At 32.8% G+C, this 18,058-nt stretch carries 20 protein-coding genes; 10 read left to right on the top strand and 10 right to left on the bottom strand.

Annotated elements, in window-relative coordinates:
- Positions 1-1,185 precede the first annotated feature (1,185 nt).
- The 5 genes from L950_RS09230 to L950_RS09210 form a co-directional block, all read right to left on the bottom strand.
- Positions 1,186-1,755, bottom strand: a complete 570-nt coding sequence (locus tag L950_RS09230) for a DUF4136 domain-containing protein (protein WP_156169618.1) — start codon at positions 1,753-1,755, stop codon at positions 1,186-1,188.
- A 669-nt stretch (positions 1,756-2,424) separates the two neighbouring features.
- Positions 2,425-3,342 carry a sugar phosphate isomerase/epimerase family protein gene (locus L950_RS09225; RefSeq protein WP_021188125.1) on the bottom strand — a complete coding sequence of 306 codons (918 nt, stop codon included), beginning with the start codon at positions 3,340-3,342 and terminating at the stop codon, positions 2,425-2,427.
- 249 nt (positions 3,343-3,591) lie between these two features.
- Entirely contained in the window at positions 3,592-4,113 is a 522-nt protein-coding gene (locus tag L950_RS09220; RefSeq protein WP_021188123.1) for a DeoR/GlpR family DNA-binding transcription regulator, read from the bottom strand.
- A gap of 123 nt (positions 4,114-4,236) precedes the next feature.
- Positions 4,237-4,845, bottom strand: coding sequence for an HAD family hydrolase (locus tag L950_RS09215; RefSeq protein WP_021188122.1), 609 nt, complete (start codon positions 4,843-4,845; stop codon positions 4,237-4,239).
- 11 nt (positions 4,846-4,856) lie between these two features.
- Complete coding sequence (locus tag L950_RS09210) at positions 4,857-5,246, bottom strand: VOC family protein (RefSeq protein WP_031287057.1); 390 nt, start codon at positions 5,244-5,246, stop codon at positions 4,857-4,859.
- Between the two features lie 196 nt (positions 5,247-5,442).
- Between L950_RS09210 and L950_RS32565 the strand changes: the two genes are divergently transcribed.
- The 4 genes from L950_RS32565 to L950_RS09195 all read left to right on the top strand — a co-directional run bounded on the left by L950_RS32565 (position 5,443) and on the right by L950_RS09195 (position 8,220).
- The gene (locus L950_RS32565; protein ID WP_231577017.1) at positions 5,443-6,054 is read left to right on the top strand and encodes an MFS transporter; all 612 of its coding nucleotides are present in this window, start codon (positions 5,443-5,445) and stop codon (positions 6,052-6,054) included.
- On the top strand, positions 6,048-6,521 hold the full coding sequence (locus L950_RS32560) for an MFS transporter (RefSeq protein ID WP_231577016.1): 474 nt from the start codon (positions 6,048-6,050) through the stop codon (positions 6,519-6,521). Before L950_RS32565 ends, L950_RS32560 begins: the two co-directional genes overlap by 7 nt.
- 529 nt (positions 6,522-7,050) lie before the next feature.
- The gene (locus tag L950_RS09200; RefSeq protein ID WP_021188119.1) at positions 7,051-7,539 is read left to right on the top strand and encodes a DUF1772 domain-containing protein; all 489 of its coding nucleotides are present in this window, start codon (positions 7,051-7,053) and stop codon (positions 7,537-7,539) included.
- Positions 7,540-7,893: 354 nt separating this feature from the next.
- Positions 7,894-8,220 carry a hypothetical protein gene (locus L950_RS09195; protein WP_197086328.1) on the top strand — a complete coding sequence of 109 codons (327 nt, stop codon included), beginning with the start codon at positions 7,894-7,896 and terminating at the stop codon, positions 8,218-8,220.
- Positions 8,221-8,468: 248 nt separating this feature from the next.
- Here L950_RS09195 and L950_RS09190 read toward each other — a convergent pair whose 3' ends face one another.
- Positions 8,469-9,302, bottom strand: coding sequence for a class I SAM-dependent methyltransferase (locus L950_RS09190; RefSeq protein WP_021188117.1), 834 nt, complete (start codon positions 9,300-9,302; stop codon positions 8,469-8,471).
- 290 nt (positions 9,303-9,592) lie between these two features.
- Between L950_RS09190 and L950_RS09185 the strand changes: the two genes are divergently transcribed.
- The 5 genes from L950_RS09185 (at position 9,593) to L950_RS09170 (ending at position 13,466) form a co-directional block, all read left to right on the top strand.
- On the top strand, positions 9,593-10,069 hold the full coding sequence (locus L950_RS09185; RefSeq protein ID WP_197086327.1) for a hypothetical protein: 477 nt from the start codon (positions 9,593-9,595) through the stop codon (positions 10,067-10,069).
- 348 nt (positions 10,070-10,417) lie between these two features.
- Positions 10,418-11,158 (top strand): hypothetical protein, encoded by a 741-nt coding sequence (locus tag L950_RS09180; RefSeq protein WP_197086326.1) that lies wholly within the window; start codon positions 10,418-10,420, stop codon positions 11,156-11,158.
- 281 nt (positions 11,159-11,439) lie between these two features.
- Entirely contained in the window at positions 11,440-12,507 is a 1,068-nt protein-coding gene (locus L950_RS09175; RefSeq protein WP_231577015.1) for a cation:proton antiporter, read from the top strand.
- Positions 12,504-13,040 (top strand): hypothetical protein, encoded by a 537-nt coding sequence (locus L950_RS32555; RefSeq protein WP_231577014.1) that lies wholly within the window; start codon positions 12,504-12,506, stop codon positions 13,038-13,040. The genes L950_RS09175 and L950_RS32555 overlap by 4 nt, the downstream gene beginning before the upstream one ends.
- Positions 13,041-13,082: 42 nt before the next feature.
- Complete coding sequence (locus L950_RS09170) at positions 13,083-13,466, top strand: DUF1905 domain-containing protein (RefSeq protein WP_021188114.1); 384 nt, start codon at positions 13,083-13,085, stop codon at positions 13,464-13,466.
- A 171-nt stretch (positions 13,467-13,637) separates the two neighbouring features.
- Here L950_RS09170 and L950_RS09165 read toward each other — a convergent pair whose 3' ends face one another.
- The 3 genes from L950_RS09165 to L950_RS09155 all read right to left on the bottom strand — a co-directional run bounded on the left by L950_RS09165 (position 13,638) and on the right by L950_RS09155 (position 15,899).
- Positions 13,638-13,976, bottom strand: coding sequence for a cupin domain-containing protein (locus L950_RS09165; RefSeq protein WP_021188113.1), 339 nt, complete (start codon positions 13,974-13,976; stop codon positions 13,638-13,640).
- Positions 13,977-14,173: 197 nt separating this feature from the next.
- Positions 14,174-14,956: a CPBP family intramembrane glutamic endopeptidase gene (locus L950_RS09160; RefSeq protein WP_021188112.1), complete on the bottom strand. Its 783-nt coding sequence runs from the start codon at positions 14,954-14,956 to the stop codon at positions 14,174-14,176.
- A gap of 76 nt (positions 14,957-15,032) precedes the next feature.
- Positions 15,033-15,899 carry a LytTR family DNA-binding domain-containing protein gene (locus L950_RS09155; RefSeq protein WP_021188111.1) on the bottom strand — a complete coding sequence of 289 codons (867 nt, stop codon included), beginning with the start codon at positions 15,897-15,899 and terminating at the stop codon, positions 15,033-15,035.
- Positions 15,900-16,180: 281 nt separating this feature from the next.
- On the opposite strand from L950_RS09155, the gene L950_RS09150 reads away from it, so the two are divergent.
- Positions 16,181-17,113 carry an alpha/beta fold hydrolase gene (locus L950_RS09150; protein WP_021188110.1) on the top strand — a complete coding sequence of 311 codons (933 nt, stop codon included), beginning with the start codon at positions 16,181-16,183 and terminating at the stop codon, positions 17,111-17,113.
- Between the two features lie 256 nt (positions 17,114-17,369).
- Here the strand turns inward: L950_RS09150 and L950_RS26280 are convergent, their stop codons facing one another.
- Positions 17,370-17,702: a nuclear transport factor 2 family protein gene (locus L950_RS26280; protein WP_197086325.1), complete on the bottom strand. Its 333-nt coding sequence runs from the start codon at positions 17,700-17,702 to the stop codon at positions 17,370-17,372.
- Positions 17,703-18,058 lie beyond the last annotated feature (356 nt).

Here is an 18,058-nt window from a genome sequence, read left to right as displayed (position 1 = left end):
TTTCAACGACACATATATAGATTTTACTCAACATTGACAATTTTTATCAAAACCTGCATTTGCTAAAGATTTCCATGTACTTTAAGTGAATGAGTTGAATCTTGAAAGCTATCTAATCCTCGTTCACTGCTATTTGATCTATACAGAAAATTCAACAATTTACCCTATTTGTAACAAGTAAAGGCTTATGCATCCGAGTTTTTAAGATTATTAATCAACTTCCATTAGTTTGCAAATTTCATTAGTTGAGCATTTATTGCAGACAACAAATCCTCAACCAATAGCATATTTCATATATATTGCCCCACTTATTATATATTGAAAGGATAAAAACAGCAAAGCCTCCAGGTTTGGAGGCTTTGTAGCACAACAAGTTAATCGTGTGCAATTTTATGAAAGGTTATGTCAATATAATTATAATCATCAGATAAATAAAAAATCACACATTTTTTTTATTTATTCTTTTGGTTTAATTCGTTCATAAAGTTACTTCTCTACCTGTGGTCGGTGTATCGAATGTTCTGTCAAGAAACTTTCGAAGAGACTCTTGAGCACCAATTAAATCAGATCATTAACGAAAAAAGTAATTTAACAAGTACCGTCAACAGAGGTAAAATAGTACTTAATTACGGTACGACCATCTGATGGACTTTCAACACATCATACTAGCTATTTGCGGGTTAATGATAAGCACCTTTGGTTATCTGATAGTAGGATGTTACCACAATCTTGATAGAGCTGTTTTTATAACATAATTATACTTAATTGCAAAAGTCCTCCCTCACTAATTCATAAAATTCAAGGAATTATTATACTCGTAAACCTGTTATGTAGTTATAAAGCATGGCATAAGCGTACGTAAAGCGTAGATAAAGCATAGATACAGTGTAAAAACAGCCTGTTTAACACACTTACAACGCACTTACCACGCTCTTACCACATTCCTATACCATGCATAGCCAAACATGCTTTATCTACGCTTTATTAAAGCTTCATAAATGCTCTACAGTTAGTTGAGAAGAGCTGCACATAAAATCTCTTAAGCCTACTATCTTAAAGACTTTATTCGTTTGTTTCAAATAGATTTAAAAATTCCACAAACCATCTTTAATTTATAAACTTAAAATTCCTGTTCAAGAAAGCTTCTTCGGCCTCAGTCACATGCCATGTAATCTTTCTCCTGTACTAATTTGAGATTAAATTATCTTTCTTTAACTGCTTGGCCATTGCCTTTTTATATCCCGCTAAAAAACTATCCAAAGAACCGGGATTATAACTCTCAGATTGAGTCGACCAGACGAGCTTCCCTGTGCGCACATCGTATAAATTTGTTTCGATGTAATAAGTTTTCTCTGTAGTATAGTAGCCATTGTTATAAAGGTTACCGTACCAAAAATCATAATAACCACCAAATGTTCTATAATAGCCAAAGGTGTTCACAGGATAAACAGAAACATTTGGAATGTATCTGGATTCTGACTTAGAATCAATCAGAGCAATGGTCAATATGGCTTCACTATTTGTTCCGGCTACTTTCTGCATAGCTAGATCTGAACGCTTGGGTTCCATACTTGCAAGATTAGGCGGAAAAACATCTATACTCTTTACACTCGTTAAACCTAGTGAAGTGAGTGATGAAGCAATTTCATCTTCCACTTTCTGACGAGCAGGAACATTATCTGTCATAACTGCCACAAATATTCTACTATACTTCTTCAGATCGACAGCGGGATCACGCCAAGATCCTGTAATCATACTGCTGGTTGCACAGCTGGAAAAAATAAGCACTATCGTGCAAATTTGTAAAATGAACTTTTTCATAATTATAAAATTTATTATTTCTTTTTTAACACTAATTCTCAAACTTGATTTCTAACTCATAAATTGGGACAATAGATTAATAATCGACAAATTGTTATAAAATAAATGCATTATTCGATACTTTTCGACTACTATATTTCAATCTAAGAACATAATTTAAGCCTATTTTGTTTAATAATTTTCATTACTATTATTAAAATGAAAAAATACTGGTTTCAAAAATGGTATCATGACTCTTTAATTTACTAAGTTTTCTAATAATGGATTTTGTAAAAAATTATATTTGTGTTTGAGTGTCACCCTAGAGAAGCTAAATTTACTGTTGAATAAACTCAATCTTTTCTTTCTGGTAAAGTACGATACCCGCCAAAAATACTCTTTTAAGGATTTGTTCTATTGGATACTATTTTTTGTTTGCATCATCTTAACTCAAAAAGTCAACGTTGATACGCTGTACTGAGAACTCTATCCTTACAAAATGGAAGACTAGCTAATCGTAAATCATAAATAGATAAAATTAAGTTTTAGGCTGTTTAAGAAAGACAAAGCCTTGTTCCATTTTATTGAAACAAGGCTTTATTTATGATATAATCACAGATAGAATTATTTTTGATATGTTTTCTTTACAAATGGTGCTTTAAGTAGATAATCTATACTTTGTTTTAGTCCAACTTCTAGATCTGCAGTTGTCTCTTCAAGCTCTACAAATATATTCTCAACACCTGCAATATCGGTATTAGCAAATATCGCATCAAAACCTACCATGCCACTCTGACCAATCTCACGGTGATCTTTAATATGCAAAGTAGTATATCTTCCAGGATATTTTTTAAAATAATCTACAGGACTTGCTTTTCCAATGATCGTCCAATATACATCCATTTCAAAAAAGACATTTTCAGGTTTAGTATGTTCAATCATGTAATCGAGCATAACCACTTTTCCTTCTACCTTTTCAAACTCATGGGCATGATTATGATATCCGTACTTAATACCATATTCACGGCAAAGTTGACCAATCTCATTGAGATATTGACATTCAGTATCAAGATCTTTTATTGTCTTTGGTAAATCTAACCATGGGGTAACGATATATTTAATTCCTGCTGCTTTGTGTGCAATGATAGTCTCTTTCCACCATGTTAAGGCTTTGGAAAAATCGCCTGAAGCTAATTCCTCTTGCGTTAAAGTTCTTGACGCATGTGAAGAAAGAACTTTCATGCCTGCTTTTTCTACATTTTTTTTGAATACTTGCGGTGTGGTATTATAAAACATACCGTCCTTATATCCTGCAGACTCAACTGATGTATAACCCATTTTAGCCAATTTTTGTAAAACTGAGAAATAATCAGCATTATACGTATCTGGCTGTACGTGACTTCCAATCATACTTCTAACAGAATATAACTGTAAAACTATTTCTTTTGTTCTTATTTGTTCTTGCGCCTGTACATTATTGAAAGTAGTACCCATACCCGTCACAGCTAAAAGAAGTGAACAGGTTAAAAATTTAAGTTTCATATATTAAGTTTTATTTTTTTTGTCTTAAACCAATGTTATCGGTTGGTGCCTAAATTCGTCTAAGCTCTTATCTGTAGTGGCTAAATTGGTAATCAATACATCAATTTGTTCTACATCACATACTTTAAAAGATTCTGTAACTCTTAAACGATCCTGATTTGCAAGAGCTAATACTTCTTTGCTGATGCCAGCATTGCTAACTTAACTTCTGCATCTTCTTTAACTACTGCAGATATGCCAAATTTCGAATCAACCACATGTCCCCATGAAATACAGATCTGCAATGTAACTTCTTGCCTCATTACAAGTTGTCTGCCCTAACGTGCTTGCTGTTTGTTTATGGTATTTCCCGCCCAATAAAATCAATTCAATATTGGGATAATTTTCTAGAATTGGAATAAGCATGGCATTGCTTGTTATAATTCTAAGATGAATATCCGCAGGCAGGTAATTAACAATAGCACATATTGTTGTTCCTCCATCCATAAAAAGAGTCATTTCTTCTTTTATAAACTGCTGTGCCTTAAGAGCAATAACATCCTTCTCTCTCTTTAAATAGCTGTTTCGATCTTCGAAAGTAAGCGGATTTTTAGAACGTTGAATTGCACCACCACGCACTTTAGATAAAAGACCTATTTTATACAAATGATCAATATCTCTTCTGACAGTATCTTCGGACACATCGAGCTTTTCTGCTAATGATTCATAGCTGACCATCTCCTCACTTTCTAGTTGATTTAATATAAATTCAAATCGTTTTTCTTTTAACATAGCTACTTACTGATATAAAGATTTGCTTACAGGATTCTCTATTATTTCTAACACAACTTAATTTGCAATATTATGCATTTAAATTTTAATTCGCAAAAAATTGCAAATTAAAATATTATAAAACTAAACAAAGCCCTGAATCCTCACTTTTTGCAATTCCAACTTTAATGCTATTGAATTCGTAAAATGTATGGCAACAAATCCGAGCTTTACTGAGGCCTTTACATTTTCAATGTTATCATCTATAAAAATGCATTCTGTTGCCAGTAAATTGTATTTTTGCAACAAAATTTTATAAAGCTTTTCATCTGGTTTAATAAACCCTTCTTCACCAGAAACAACAATGCCATCAAAATCTGCAATAAAGTCAAATCGATTTTTAACCAATGGGAACGTTTCGGAAGACCAGTTCGTTAAAGCATAGACTTCATAATGTTTTTTTAACTCCTGTAGAATAGCAACAGTACCATTAATTTCACCTTTTAGCATCTCCGGCCATCGTTTCCAGAATACATCGATTTCATTTTCAAATTGGGGATACTGCTTTTTCAGCTTATACATTCCTTCGTCAAATGATCTTCCCTTATCTTGTTGCAAATTCCAATCTGTAGAACAGACATTTTCTAAGAACCACTCCATTTGATCACTTTGAAAAAATATATCCCGATATACATATCGAGGATTCCAATCTAAAAGAACACCTCCGATATCAAAAATTACAGCTTTTATCATTATTATTATGTTTAAGCCGAAATTTCTAAATTATTCCCCTCCGGATCCAGCACAACACTCTCATAATATCCGTCACCTGTAGTACGCGGCTCACTTGCAATTGTAAAACCGTCATTTCGGAACCTTTCTGTCAACAGATCAACAGCCTCAGTTCCCCCTATTGAAATAGCAAAATGTGCAATTCCTTTGTTAAAACCTCTTTTTGACGGTTCATCAAGAATATCGGGTCTGTTCATAAGTTCTAAGCGCGTAACGCAAGTACCAAACTTGAGAAAATATGATGTAAAGCCATTTTTTAAATTCCTATATTTCTCACTACATTCTAAGTTGAAATAAGTCAGGTAAAAGTTGCGCATTTTTTCCAAGTCATCTACCCAAATTCCAATGTGTTCAATTTTCATGTTCATCTTATTATTGTTTAATTGTTTTGCAAACATATGCAAGTTTATATAAATTGCATATGTTTGCAAAACAATATGAAGTATTAGAAAATTCATTTAGAAAAATAATAATGATAGAAAATCAAACAAAAAAAGCAAAAAGAGCAACCCAATTCATTTTTTAGTGTGTGGATTAGCAATTTCAAGCTGGGCACCAATGGTACCATATGTAAAGGAAAGATTGGATATTAACGAGGCCGAATTAGGATTATTACTTTTATTTCTTGGCTTGGGCGCCGTAATTATGATGCCAATAACAGGTCTTTTATCAAAACGCTATGGTAATAAAATTGTGATTCTATGTACAACAGCAATCATTGCTCTTACACTTCCTCTACTGCTGATTATTTCATCTGCTTCACTAATGGCATTGTGTATATTTATTTTTGGTGCCAGTATTGGCGCCATAGATGTTGCGATGAATTCTCATGGTATACTAGTTCAAAACAAATATAATCGTCCGATTATGTCTTCATTGCATGGTCTTTTCAGTTTGGGAGGCCTATTTGGATCCCTTGGTTTAGGATTTTTAATTAAAATGGGATTGATTCCTCAAATAGCAGCAATTTCAATATCACTCCTGTTATGTTTAATTGTTATTAGTCAATTCAACTATTTATTTGATCATGCTACAGAACAAAAATCTCAGATTATACATAAACCAGAAAAACAGCTAGAACATAGTTCAAAAAAACTGATTTTTAATAGAACAGTACTTTTTTTGGTCTACTATGTTTTGCCAGCTTTCTCTCAGAAGGCGCTATGCTAGACTGGAGTGCTGTATTTTTAAAAGATATCAAAGATATTGATGTCGAATTTACCGGAGCTGGATATGCCACTTTCTCTATTGCTATGGCTAGCATGCGATTAATGGGGGATCGTTTGGTTGAAAAATTAAATGCAAAAACAATGGTCATTGGCGGTAGCCTGCTAGCAGCTCTAGGGTTGATAATAGCTATTTATTCAATCTGGATGCCTTTCGTTCTTTTCGGCTTTCTATTGTTAGGAATAGGTTCTGCAAATCTTGTCCCCTTGTTTTTTAGTGAGGCTGGCAGAATACCGACAGTCCCTACATCTTTAAGTATTCCAGCAATAACAACAATGGGGTATGCAGGTCAACTTATGGGGCCTGCTATCTTAGGATTAATTGCTCATCAATTCAATCTTGAAGTCGCATTTTTATTTTCCGCTACATTAATGGTATTAATTGCAGTCTTATATTTCTTTCGTAAGTAAAAGTGCAAATAGTAATACATGAATGAATTTGACTTTGGGTTTTAAGTTATTTTAAGACAATCGTTAATTTCTAACCTAAATATTTAAAGAAATTATTTACTGCCAATAAACCCTATGACATTGAAATTAAAAGCTACAAAAAAACCATTCAACAGAGTTTATTTAAGGGAATTATCTTAACGTCAGCTTCGCTATTTTTCAAATTATGGGTAACTAAAAAAGAACGACAAGAACAAATAAATCACTCTGCTCTTAAACTGAGAGCATAAAGGGGCTAACGAAAGTTGGCCCTTTTAATTATTAATAATAACTCGCAAAATAATAACTGCAGAAGTAAAGATCCCGATTCGATATTAAATCACGCTATGATGAGACAAATCTCAAATTTTCCATCCGATCAAAGTTGGGAATGACATGAAATTGCCGGTTCAATTTTTGAAATCAAATTATAATGGATATATTCAAACATAACTTACTCAAAATCAAACTGCAATAAGAAACACATTATCTAAACAAATTCAGCTCATTTATGAAAACACAAGAATTATTAGCAGTGACAACTATCCTCTCTGGTCTCATGTCGGGCTTCTTTTTTGCATATACATTTTCAGTAAATCTGGGACTTGCCAAACTAAATAACAAAGAATACCTCACAACGATGCAAAGTATTAACAAAGAAGTATTAAATCCAATTTTTTATATTAGCTTTTTTGGCACTTTGTTTTCACTTGTTATATCTTCGATCATATATTTCGATATTCATTCGCCTAAATTTTTTCTGATATTTTTTTCATGTATAAGTTATATAATCGGTGTATTCGGCATAACAGCTGTACGGAATGTGCCATTGAATAATAAAATAGAACTATTTGATATCTCAAAAGCATCGGAAGAATCATTACAGAAAATGAGAGTTATCTTTGAAAAGCCCTGGCTGTTTTGGAATAATATAAGGACATTAGCTTCATTCATAGCTTTCGTCTGTCTGGTCATAGCTTTGACTTTCCTAAACGACTGATTTAGATCCTTATAAAAGAGACAATATCCTATCAACAATTACACTATTTAAACAGCAATTAGCAAGATCCGCTACTAACTAAAACAGAAATACTAACTGAAGATATTTAATTTTAACACATGACCTTATTACAAACTGTACATTTTTACTCTCCTAATTTTTCAATTGTAAGACTATAATTAATAGACTAATTTTAAATTTACTGCCTTTTTGTAAAAAAAGGAGCTATTTATCATCTACTTAGTGTAATTTTGTAGTTTAAATTATATTAAAATGCCATATCAAACTGTTTTTGTTGAATTTTATGAACACGTAAAATTAAGTATCAATCAAGGAACTTTTGCAAAACTTACCTTGGCCAAAACAATTGGAGATACTGACCTTAAAAATATTTATGTCCGTCTTCATATTTTAGAAACCGGAGGGTATAAACTTGCCTTAACATTGCGATACAAAACAGAAGAAATTGAGAGCTTTCACACTCTTGATGAAGCACTGACAATTTTAAGTTCATACCTTAAAAATCCTTTTATAACTGCTTTGCTTTTCACTACCGAAATGGATCTAACATTTAAAATCAACAAAAAAAATGCAGGAAGTCTTACAGAACAGCCCCCTACATTTAAAAATGCTTCACCAGTAATGTTAGAAATGATTGAAAAAGGGATCGTAAAATTATAATTTGGATCTCCGTGAAAGGATTTAATCCTTACTGCTGGCAAAAGCTATTCATGACTATTTCAAGTAAAGGCCTGAACAATAAATGATATGGAAAATATTATAATGATCAAAATAGCGGAAAAGGTCATAAATTTCGCTTTACAAGCCGAAACAATTTATATAACAACAGGTTAATAGAGTTCTCAAACCTTACTCTCCCGGTATTTGAAAATAGGGTATGTATCACAGCTATTCTTTAAAAGTATATCTTAAAGAATAGCTTCAGAAAATTTGTTACGGTTTTTTTTCTTAGTTGCAACGATAGAATAAATCATCGGTATTTTATTGTCCAAATGCTTAATCCGATATTTTTTAGTTTCGAACTCAATCATGTTATTAAAAACATCATAAGGCGAATAATCGTATTCCTGAAAATCCACAACTTCCATTTGGTGATTGAGCAAACTGCGCACAACTTCACTCATACTGTGATTCCAAGTTACATAAGACTGAGAGATAGTTGCATCTTTGTCTGCATAGGTTCCGTTTTCTGTTTCCACAATGGGAGCCACATTAAAATAATTATAACCAATTTTATCGAAATTATCATCGAACATCCAAACAACTGGATGAAACTCAACAAAAATAAATTTTCCTTCTGGCTTCAAAAAATGCGAAATTAATGCTGCCCATTTCTCTAAATCAGGCAACCATGTTATGGTACCATAGCTTGTAAAAACAATATCAAACTGCTTATCTAAATGATTTTCTAAATCGTACAAATCACAGCAAATAAACTGGGCATCTAAATCTGTTTCTAAAGCAATTCTTTTTGCACTTTCAATAGCTTTGTCAGATAAATCAACACCTGTAACTTTCGCACCAAGTCGACCTAATGAAATGGAGTCCTGGCCAAAATGACATTGTAAATGTAGAATACTTTTCCCTTTAATATCTCCGAGTATTTCTAATTCTATGGGATTGAGTGAGCTTGCTCCTTTTAAAAATCCTTCAAGATTGTAGAACTCTGATTTTAAATGCGTATCAGTTCTATTATTCCATGAATGTTTATTTATTTCAATATAGTTATCTTCAGTTTCCATTTAACTTTTGTTAAAAAACACAATCATTCATTAAATTATGACTTATGCCCGTTTATAATTTTCCCACCTTGGTTAAGGCTAAATTACAAAAAATTACAGGAACAATGTTGGATTTGATATGGTAAACCTGTTGGTTTCCTATAGATTCTTATCTACAATTCATTTTTCAAAGCTAACTTAGCTTTTACATAAGATGAACAAAAACACAGGCAACAGTAAGTTTTTTTTAGTATTTTATTTAATACACCTTTACTCTTCAGGAATAAGATAAATTAAACTTATTTTTGAGTATGAGCATATTTACATACCATTTAGTAAAGACATCCTATTTATCAGCTTTAAAGGCCATTTTATCTCCGCCTAAGTCATTTCATAATTCGGGATTAATTCATATGGAATGTATGACAGCAATGACATTAGGCTCTGCTATCACATCTCCTTCTCGACTTTTTTCTAAACAGGTTGCTGTATTCGCACAGTGGAACGATGAAGAATCCGTTGACCAATTCTTAATCGAAAACAAATTTGGGAGAGTATTGTCCAAAGGATGGCACACACGATTAATTTTTCTAAGGCAATGGGGGGAAATAACTAAATTCCAGATTCCGGAAGTAACACTTGAACTCGAACCTCTTGATAGCCCCGTTGTAGCAGTAACCTTAGCTCGCATGAAATTATTTGAAATTCCAAGATTTATACGCTGGGGCAAACCCGTAGAAAAACTGGTCCGTGATCATCCCGGCACTACTTTTCTTTGGCATCGATAAGACACCCGAGAACTGTTTCTACATTTTCAATTTGGAAATCCCAAAAAGAAATGACTGATATGGTTTTAGGCATAGTAATGTTCATGCTCCGACAAGACATGTCGATGCAATGAAGGAACGAAAACGCAAAGATTTTCACTTTGAATTTACAACTTTGCGATTTAAGCCTTTATCTGAATTTGGTGAATGGAATGGACGTAACAACCTCATACCTCTTCTATGATCAAAATAAGTTTCGCCCATCCGATGCAAAAGATTCAAGATTGGATTACACAACAATGGGTAATTCTATCCGGTCGAAAAATTGACTCAAAAAATGATAACTGGTTAATGGGTCCATTTGGTAATTTGGAAGCAATTGATAAGAACTATATCGATAAACTTGCTAAGCTAGAAAATCTAAGAATTGATACTCCATCCGAAATGCATGGATTGATACCAACAATGAGCCAACTTCATTTTTCTCCGCATGAATACGCCCGATTATCAGCTAAAGTGATTGATTTTTATGAACGAACAGGACATTATGATCTAAATGTTTCAGTAAAATGGAATTCTTTTTTTAAAGTTTTTGGATTTCTGTTAAAAAAATTATTCAGTAATAGGTTAAATCAATTAAATATCCCAATCTATGATATGCAAAATTCGGAATCTATTACAAGCGAAATAGTAAGACTTTTGGATGCCAAAACGAACCAAATTAAATATATATTCTGGCTCAGAAAAATTGCATCAACTGGCAAAGGAATATATTCTGGAGCATATGGGATCTGTCAATTGCCAAGTGGCCGGTATTGTGTAAAAGCTATTTTCCCATTACCTCATGGTAATGCCACCGTTATTATGGCTCCTAAAGTTGGCGTAAATGGTGAATTAGTATTAAATTCGTCTGGTCAACGTTTTGGTGATGCAGGTTTTTATTTTTTGCTAAAAGATTCTAAAGGTGAGCATTGGTCAAAATATATCCGTTCATTCCGTGATGAATTAATCATAAGCGAAGCTGATAAACAATTGACTGCAACACAAACGCTAACCTTATGGAATTTAAATGTTTTGAAATTTAATTATGAAATATTTCAAAAACAATAGCCTACTAATTGGCGAAAACAATCTAACTAAATAAAACGTCATTAAAATAGCGAATCAAAGAATTTCATAGTTCTAACATCCTTTATAAAATTCGAATAATTCAGAATTGTAGGTGGTCAACAGGATCAAATAAATCATTAATAGCGGAATCTAGCTCCCGCTTTTATAACAAAATATAAATACAGTTTATTTTTAGGCGTCTAAATAGATACAATAAAACGAAATGTTTTACCTTTATAACCTGGATACAATTGTGCATTAAGAATTATTAAAAAGAACTTATGGTAGAGGAGAATGTCCTATTAGTTTTATCGCTATTTTTTGTCATGGCGATGCTATTTGTAGTAAGTCAAAGGATCAAAATTTCGTATCCCATTTTATTGGTCATTGGAGGTTTAGGCATCTCGCTAATTCCAGGCATGCCCGTGATCAGTATCAATCCTGATTTGGTATTTTTAGTGTTTTTACCACCTCTCCTATTTGAAGCCGCCTGGTATACCAGTTGGGACAGTTTAAAAAAATGGCGACGATCCATTATGAGCTTAGGCTTTGGTTTAGTATTTTTTACATCTATTGCTATCGCCTACTTTTCCGTAAATATTATTCCGGGGTTTACTTTGGCGTTAGGATTTTTATTGGGCGGTATTATTTCTCCCCCAGACGCTGTCGCTGCGACATCAGTATTAAAAGGTGTAAAGATTCCTAAACGAGGATTAACACTGCTAGAAGGAGAAAGCTTGGTAAACGATGCGGCCTCTCTGACTGTATTTAGGTTTGCCATAGCGGTAATTCTTACTGGCCAATTTGTATTTCAAAAGGCGGCTTCGGAATTTGTCATATTATCAATTATGGGTGTTATCGTAGGTTTAGCAGTAGCTCATATATTATATTTATTTCTACGCTATGTTGCAAAATCTTCAAGTATTTCGACTCCGATCACATTAATCGCCCCATACATCATGTATCTTGTTGCTGAGCATTTTCATTGGTCGGGTGTACTTGCTGTTGTGAGTGGCGGATTATTTTTATCATTTCGTTCAGGCGATTATTTAAATCATCATACCCGAATTCAAACCAAGGAGGTATGGGCAACATTGGGATTCTTACTAAACGGATTTGTATTTATTTTAATTGGCTTAGAATTACCTGTTATTGTAGCAGGACTAGGTCAATATTCACAAGAGGAAGCTATAAATTATGCGCTCATTATTAGTGCTATTGTTATTGTATTACGAATAATACTGGTATATCTTTCAGAATATCTACCTCGCATGCTATCTAAAAAGATCCGATCAAGAGAGAAAAGTCCAGGCTGGAAATTACCCCTTGTCGTAGGTTGGCAGGTATGAGAGGTGTAGTATCTCTTGCATCGGCATTAGCTATACCACTAACGCTAAATAATGGGGAGCCGTTTCCTCACCGTAATTTAATTCTCTTTATCACCTTCGTTGTCATCTTAATTACATTAGTTTTTCAAGGACTGACACTCCCTATTCTCATCAAAATAATAAAGATGGATGATGTGGATGTGGAAGAACCTATAGAGAATCAGATTGACGAGATTCGGGTTCAATTGGCAAAAGATTCCATTGCCTATCTGGACAGCCACTACAGTAAAGAAATGGAAGAATACGAAACAATTGCTAGAATTAAAGAACAATTGTTGAGAAGTATCAAGGTATCTGAAAATGCTAAGCTAGAAGATAGGCGAGCGCAATTGACTGCTGTAAGAAGTCTTTACAATAAAATCATGTTAGAGATCGTAGCTGTTAGAAGAAATGGATTATACAAATTACGACAAGAAAAGCACTACGATAGCAGTATTATTAAAGATCTAGAATATACGCTTGATCTAGAAGAATCTAGATTAAAACGTAAATAAAAGAATAGATTTTTGTTCTTACGATATAATTTACAATAAATCATGACTAATGAAACTAAACAATTGCTTTCATTTGAAGCTAAATTAGAGATCATAGGAATTAATCCCTTCGTGTATTTGCCCCAGGAAGCTTTATCTGAAATCTTGAAAAGAGCAAAAAAAGAAAAAGGAAAAATTCCGGTAAAGGGCCGTGTAAATAACATCGATTACACACAGACATTGTTAAGATATAAAGGAGAATGGCGTCTTTACATAAACACAAAGATGCTAAAAAATTCACCCCAAAGAATTGGTGAACTTTTACAAATTACAATACAGATCGATACAGAAACAAGAATCATAACGCCCCACCCTCAATTGATGCAGGCACTACAAAATAATTCGGTTGCAGAAAAAAAGTTCAATGAGCTTACACACCATCCTTAAAATTAGAAATTATAAAATATATTTCATTCTTAAAAACTGAAGAAAGTATCAACAGGAATGTTGAAAAAGCAATAAATTTTTTAATGGGGAATGGTACATTTATTGGTCGAAAAAATTTAAATAAGACAAGGAATCATGATGAAATTCAAAAGCATAGTTGATTAATTAAATTCATTGCAGTAGGAAATCTTCACGTGGAGGATTAAAAGAATCGATAAGTTCACCTGCAGATATGCACTCACAACCATGTACTATATTTCCAGGAATGATGCAACTATCCCCCTCTTTCATGACATGTACAACATCACCAATAGTATAATGAAATACACCCGATTTAACGTATGAAATTTGTGTATGAGGATGTTGATGCAATTCGCCCCTAGCGCCTTCTTCAAATTTAACTTTAGTGAGCATCATAACTTGATTATGAACTGCAATTTGTCTTTTAACTCCTTGGCCTAGATCTTCCCAATCGTTTCTATTTTCAAAGTGAAAAACTTCATTTTCCATATGTTTTGGTATTTTTATTATATTTTTTCTGCTAATATATAAAGGATTCGTTCAATAAAAAATACCCTCTATTCATTCATGAGAACTAGCTGCGACCAAAATAGACCTCTCTTTAATTTAAACTATCAAATTAAAAAACTGCAATACATTTACTAAATTGTGATTAATCATAACTCATTTTTAATTATGAAAAAACATTAAGCGCTACGTTTCATCCACCACGTTTTTCTATTAATTTCGAAAGAAAACTGTTTATTTATTTTATAAATAACTGTGCAAAAGATCGCGATGAAAATGGTTGAAAATCTAAAAAAGTTCGAATAAGTTCCTCCTAAAACATTGGTATCAACATCAAAAATAAGCCAGTATAAATTCATGAAGCAATGTAAAAAAATAGCCGTCCATAAATTGAATTTCCATTCCGCATAAATCCACGCGAATAAAACTGAGCCTGAAAATGTCATTACAAATATTCCGATTAATTCGTTTATATCATTTCCCTGATACAAATGTGCGGAACCAAATAACAATGAACCTATAAATACAGAAGGAAAAAAACCTAGTCGTGTGTACCTGTATAATTGTCCAAAGAGAAAGGCTCGATAGCTAACTTCTTCAAAAAAAGCAGATGAGATTGTATTAACGATAATTGTATCAAAAGATAGTTCCTTGTTTAAAGGAAATTTCGCAATAAAACCGATTAACATGGGTAATGTGGTTATTAAAGCAAATAAAGTACCTGTCCATATACCGTTGGATATCCCCAGTCTTTCAGGAATGTTTCGATAGTCTTTGTGAAGAGCCGCGACAGTTATAAATAAAGGTATTAAGGTTATACTATATGTGGCAACATGTCCCAAGGCTTTTGAATGCGTTATTACGAATATTTGCTTTAATATAAAAGCAAAGAAATTGGTGTCGATGTAAAAGTAAATTACAAATCCAATAATGAAAACTAAATAAAACCTTAATCTGTCCATAGCTGTTATTTTTTTATAATCACGAAGATAAAAGACCTAAAATACCGTAGCAAAACAAAGTGGCGGCTAACAACAATTAGGGACGAACGGCAAACTCTTTTAAAAGAGGAATAACCGAACTAACGTAGTTTCTTGACACCGTTAATTCTCTATTTATATTCTTTAATGTTATTCTATATCCAGAAGTATTTCCTTTGAATTTCGTGACCTTTTTGAGATTCACAATCAATGAACGGTGCACTTTTCGTATGGTATCACACTGAATCTGGCTCAATAATTTAGTCAGAGAAATTCGAATTATTTCATTTTTAAGGATATCATTTTCATAAAAATGAAGAACACAATAATTATCAGCAGCTTCTGCAAAAACAAAATCCTCGACAGCTATTTCCTTGTAAAAATTAGAATATTCGGAAACGACACATAGTTTTAAATTACTTTCTATATCGAAATGACGATATGTTTCTGTAATATTTTCTTTTTCATAATTTTCTCCCTCTTCATTACATTGGCTTTCATTGCTTAGATAAATATACCTTGCCAAGATATAAATACATGAAACTGGAGTTCCTATTGCCGCGGAATATGCAAACATGTACAAAAAATTTTCAAATGAGAGCTGCACTTTACTTAAGAATAAAGTATTGTAGAAGTATGCAAATATTGAAATCAGAAATAAAATTAAAAAAATCTTTAAAATTTCTCGACCTGTTGTCCATTTCTTTTTCCATTGCATAGATAAGAAGTTGACAATGTAAAACGAAAATGTGGTAATAATTGCATAAGGAGCTAGTAATAAATATTTAGAGGTATGTTCAAATTGACTTGTACCAAAAGGTTGATATACAATCAAGAGTATGTAAAATGAAATACCTACAAGTGTTGACGTTAAAATAATTTCTTGATGTGATTCACTGTCTGGATAAGCAGCATCTAATATCATCGCTATTTTTGTTAAAAATGGTAATAACCAAATATCTAAAAGTTTAATAACACAAACAAATCCAACACTGAGAATTAATTTTTATATATGCTCCTTCATTTCATCATGTCTAAAAGTAATAGCGATGATTTACTCCTTCCACAGGATTAATATGGACATTTACCGCTGATTCAATGGTATTTACCGAACACCGCTAGACAAAATGAAATATTTCATTCAAATTCAGCTATAATTAAACCGTTACAAAAAACATATAAGTATCTTACCCTTAATAATCACTTATGAAATTAATCGCCGCTCTTTTCCTCATTACCTTTTTTGCAATATCCTCAGTCTTAGCTCAGGTATCGGAACGAAAATTGGTGGCCATTAACAATAAAAAAATGGCTTATCGTACATTTGGACTTGAAAATAGAAAAATCGACGAACCTATTGTTGTATTTGAGAGTGGACTCGGTTCTTCTGGAGGAAGTAATGGCAGTTTATTCCCATTTATTCAAGGTAGCTTTGCAGGTATTGTTTACGATAGAAACGGAATAGGTGAATCTGAATTAGATAGTGCAGTAAAAACCGATGCCGATGTCGTAAAAAGACTTCACGACTTACTGACTACTTTAAAAATAAGCCCACCCTACCTCCTAGTTGGACATTCAATAGGCGGGCCATTTATTCGTTTGTTTGCTTCAAAACACCCTGAAGAAATAGCTGGTTTATTTTTCATAGATCCAACTGATTTTATGCTGACCAAAGAAGAGGATGATGAAGTAAAGTTTAAAACAGGAAGTAAAACAGGATATCAGGAACTTTTGAGTATAAACCTTCAAAATATCATTAAAGACCCGTCCACATCGACAGGTTTCCGACATGAATTGAAGAGAGAGTTGGATGAAAGTACCCCCAATTTTTTCAAAAATTATACTTCTTTACCACCACTACCTGATATTCCGGTTACCGTAATGATTGCATACAATAAGCATATAGAACAATACGAAACTAAAATGAATGAAGAGTTGCAATTGGGTATCAACTTAATCCAGTGGTGGAAAGCACTCGATCACCTTCGTATAGAGCACTATGCAGAAATGATAAAAAATAACCGTAACAGTAAATTAATCTTATTACCACGGTACAGTCATGGTATACATCAACAGGATCCTAAATTAGTAGCTGAGGCTTTGATAGCGACATATAAGAGTTGTCTTCGATCTTATTAACAAAAATTAATGATTGAAAATTCACTTGTACGAGTTAGCTTACTGTAGTAAATAACTCTACATTATCTATAAGATCAATTCAATAACATAATTACTAAAACTATATGCCATGAAAATGGCATAGTTGAAAATAACAATAAAAGCCGCATCTCACGACGGGGCTTTTTACTTTATAAACATATGATACTTAATGGGGGTTTCGCTAGATATGTATTGAAGCAATCAACTACCCCCAGAATTGATTTGAACTAAAATTCTATTGATAAGTATGAATAGAAGCTATAACTTTCCAATTTCCATCTTCATTAATTAAGGTAATCAGATCAGTCTTCGTAAAAGACTCAAATTTCATGATAACTTTAGCAATCATATAATGTGCACATTCATCAATAATTTGAAGTGTCGTTTGACAGTTCATCTTCTCTCCACTCTGCTTTTTCAAAAAACTAATAAGTTCTGAACGGCTATGATTTGGATATTTTAAACCTTGCACGCGTTGACAAAAATCAGAAGAAAATAATTCCTCTACCCATTGAGATTGTCCCTCAGTCATGACATCAATGTAATGATGGATAGCTAGCTTTGCCATTGAAAAGTTTATGCTCCTTTTCACAGGTCTTCCGTCAGCCATAGTACAAAATGACAGTATAACTAAAAATGTTACTAAACCTATTTTTATTGAAGTCTTCATTGGTTCTTTTCTTATATGTTCCCTTTGAAACTAACATCCCTAATTAAAATGATCAAAGTGAATAGAGTACCTACAGCTTTGAATACATGAATGTCTGTTCTGAACTACATCACAACTTTGTAATTACAAGTTATTATTGGAAAGCAATATCCCATAAATCTAACTCTATGATAATTAGAGTCATTATTCTCTTATAATCATACTATCTCCAAGTTCTACAAATTATAAAAATAAAAAAAACCCTCCGAAACTTT

The sequence above is a fragment of the Sphingobacterium sp. IITKGP-BTPF85 genome, from assembly GCF_001006065.1.
Classification (GTDB): domain Bacteria; phylum Bacteroidota; class Bacteroidia; order Sphingobacteriales; family Sphingobacteriaceae; genus Sphingobacterium; species Sphingobacterium anhuiense.
Note: the sequence above shows the minus strand (reverse complement) of the source record. Positions and strands in the feature narration are given on the sequence as shown.

What these genes read in the sequence shown, in the direction of transcription:
- L950_RS09215 (WP_021188122.1), bottom strand. Translation starts at nt 4,845, where the DNA reads ATGATAAAAGCTGTAATTTTTGATATCGGAGGTGTTCTTTTAGATTGG.
- L950_RS32565 (WP_231577017.1), top strand. Translation starts at nt 5,443, where the DNA reads ATGGTACCATATGTAAAGGAAAGATTGGATATTAACGAGGCCGAATTA.
- L950_RS09175 (WP_231577015.1), top strand. Translation starts at nt 11,440, where the DNA reads ATGGTAGAGGAGAATGTCCTATTAGTTTTATCGCTATTTTTTGTCATG.
- L950_RS09225 (WP_021188125.1), bottom strand. Translation starts at nt 3,342, where the DNA reads ATGAAACTTAAATTTTTAACCTGTTCACTTCTTTTAGCTGTGACGGGT.
- L950_RS32560 (WP_231577016.1), top strand. Translation starts at nt 6,048, where the DNA reads ATGCTAGACTGGAGTGCTGTATTTTTAAAAGATATCAAAGATATTGAT.
- L950_RS09200 (WP_021188119.1), top strand. Translation starts at nt 7,051, where the DNA reads ATGAAAACACAAGAATTATTAGCAGTGACAACTATCCTCTCTGGTCTC.
- L950_RS09210 (WP_031287057.1), bottom strand. Translation starts at nt 5,246, where the DNA reads ATGAAAATTGAACACATTGGAATTTGGGTAGATGACTTGGAAAAAATG.
- L950_RS26280 (WP_197086325.1), bottom strand. Translation starts at nt 17,702, where the DNA reads ATGGCAAAGCTAGCTATCCATCATTACATTGATGTCATGACTGAGGGA.
- L950_RS09190 (WP_021188117.1), bottom strand. Translation starts at nt 9,302, where the DNA reads ATGGAAACTGAAGATAACTATATTGAAATAAATAAACATTCATGGAAT.
- L950_RS09155 (WP_021188111.1), bottom strand. Translation starts at nt 15,899, where the DNA reads ATGATATTAGATGCTGCTTATCCAGACAGTGAATCACATCAAGAAATT.
- L950_RS09170 (WP_021188114.1), top strand. Translation starts at nt 13,083, where the DNA reads ATGACTAATGAAACTAAACAATTGCTTTCATTTGAAGCTAAATTAGAG.
- L950_RS09185 (WP_197086327.1), top strand. Translation starts at nt 9,593, where the DNA reads ATGAGCATATTTACATACCATTTAGTAAAGACATCCTATTTATCAGCT.
- L950_RS32555 (WP_231577014.1), top strand. Translation starts at nt 12,504, where the DNA reads ATGAGAGGTGTAGTATCTCTTGCATCGGCATTAGCTATACCACTAACG.
- L950_RS09230 (WP_156169618.1), bottom strand. Translation starts at nt 1,755, where the DNA reads ATGATTACAGGATCTTGGCGTGATCCCGCTGTCGATCTGAAGAAGTAT.
- L950_RS09220 (WP_021188123.1), bottom strand. Translation starts at nt 4,113, where the DNA reads ATGTTAAAAGAAAAACGATTTGAATTTATATTAAATCAACTAGAAAGT.
- L950_RS09150 (WP_021188110.1), top strand. Translation starts at nt 16,181, where the DNA reads ATGAAATTAATCGCCGCTCTTTTCCTCATTACCTTTTTTGCAATATCC.
- L950_RS09165 (WP_021188113.1), bottom strand. Translation starts at nt 13,976, where the DNA reads ATGGAAAATGAAGTTTTTCACTTTGAAAATAGAAACGATTGGGAAGAT.
- L950_RS09160 (WP_021188112.1), bottom strand. Translation starts at nt 14,956, where the DNA reads ATGGACAGATTAAGGTTTTATTTAGTTTTCATTATTGGATTTGTAATT.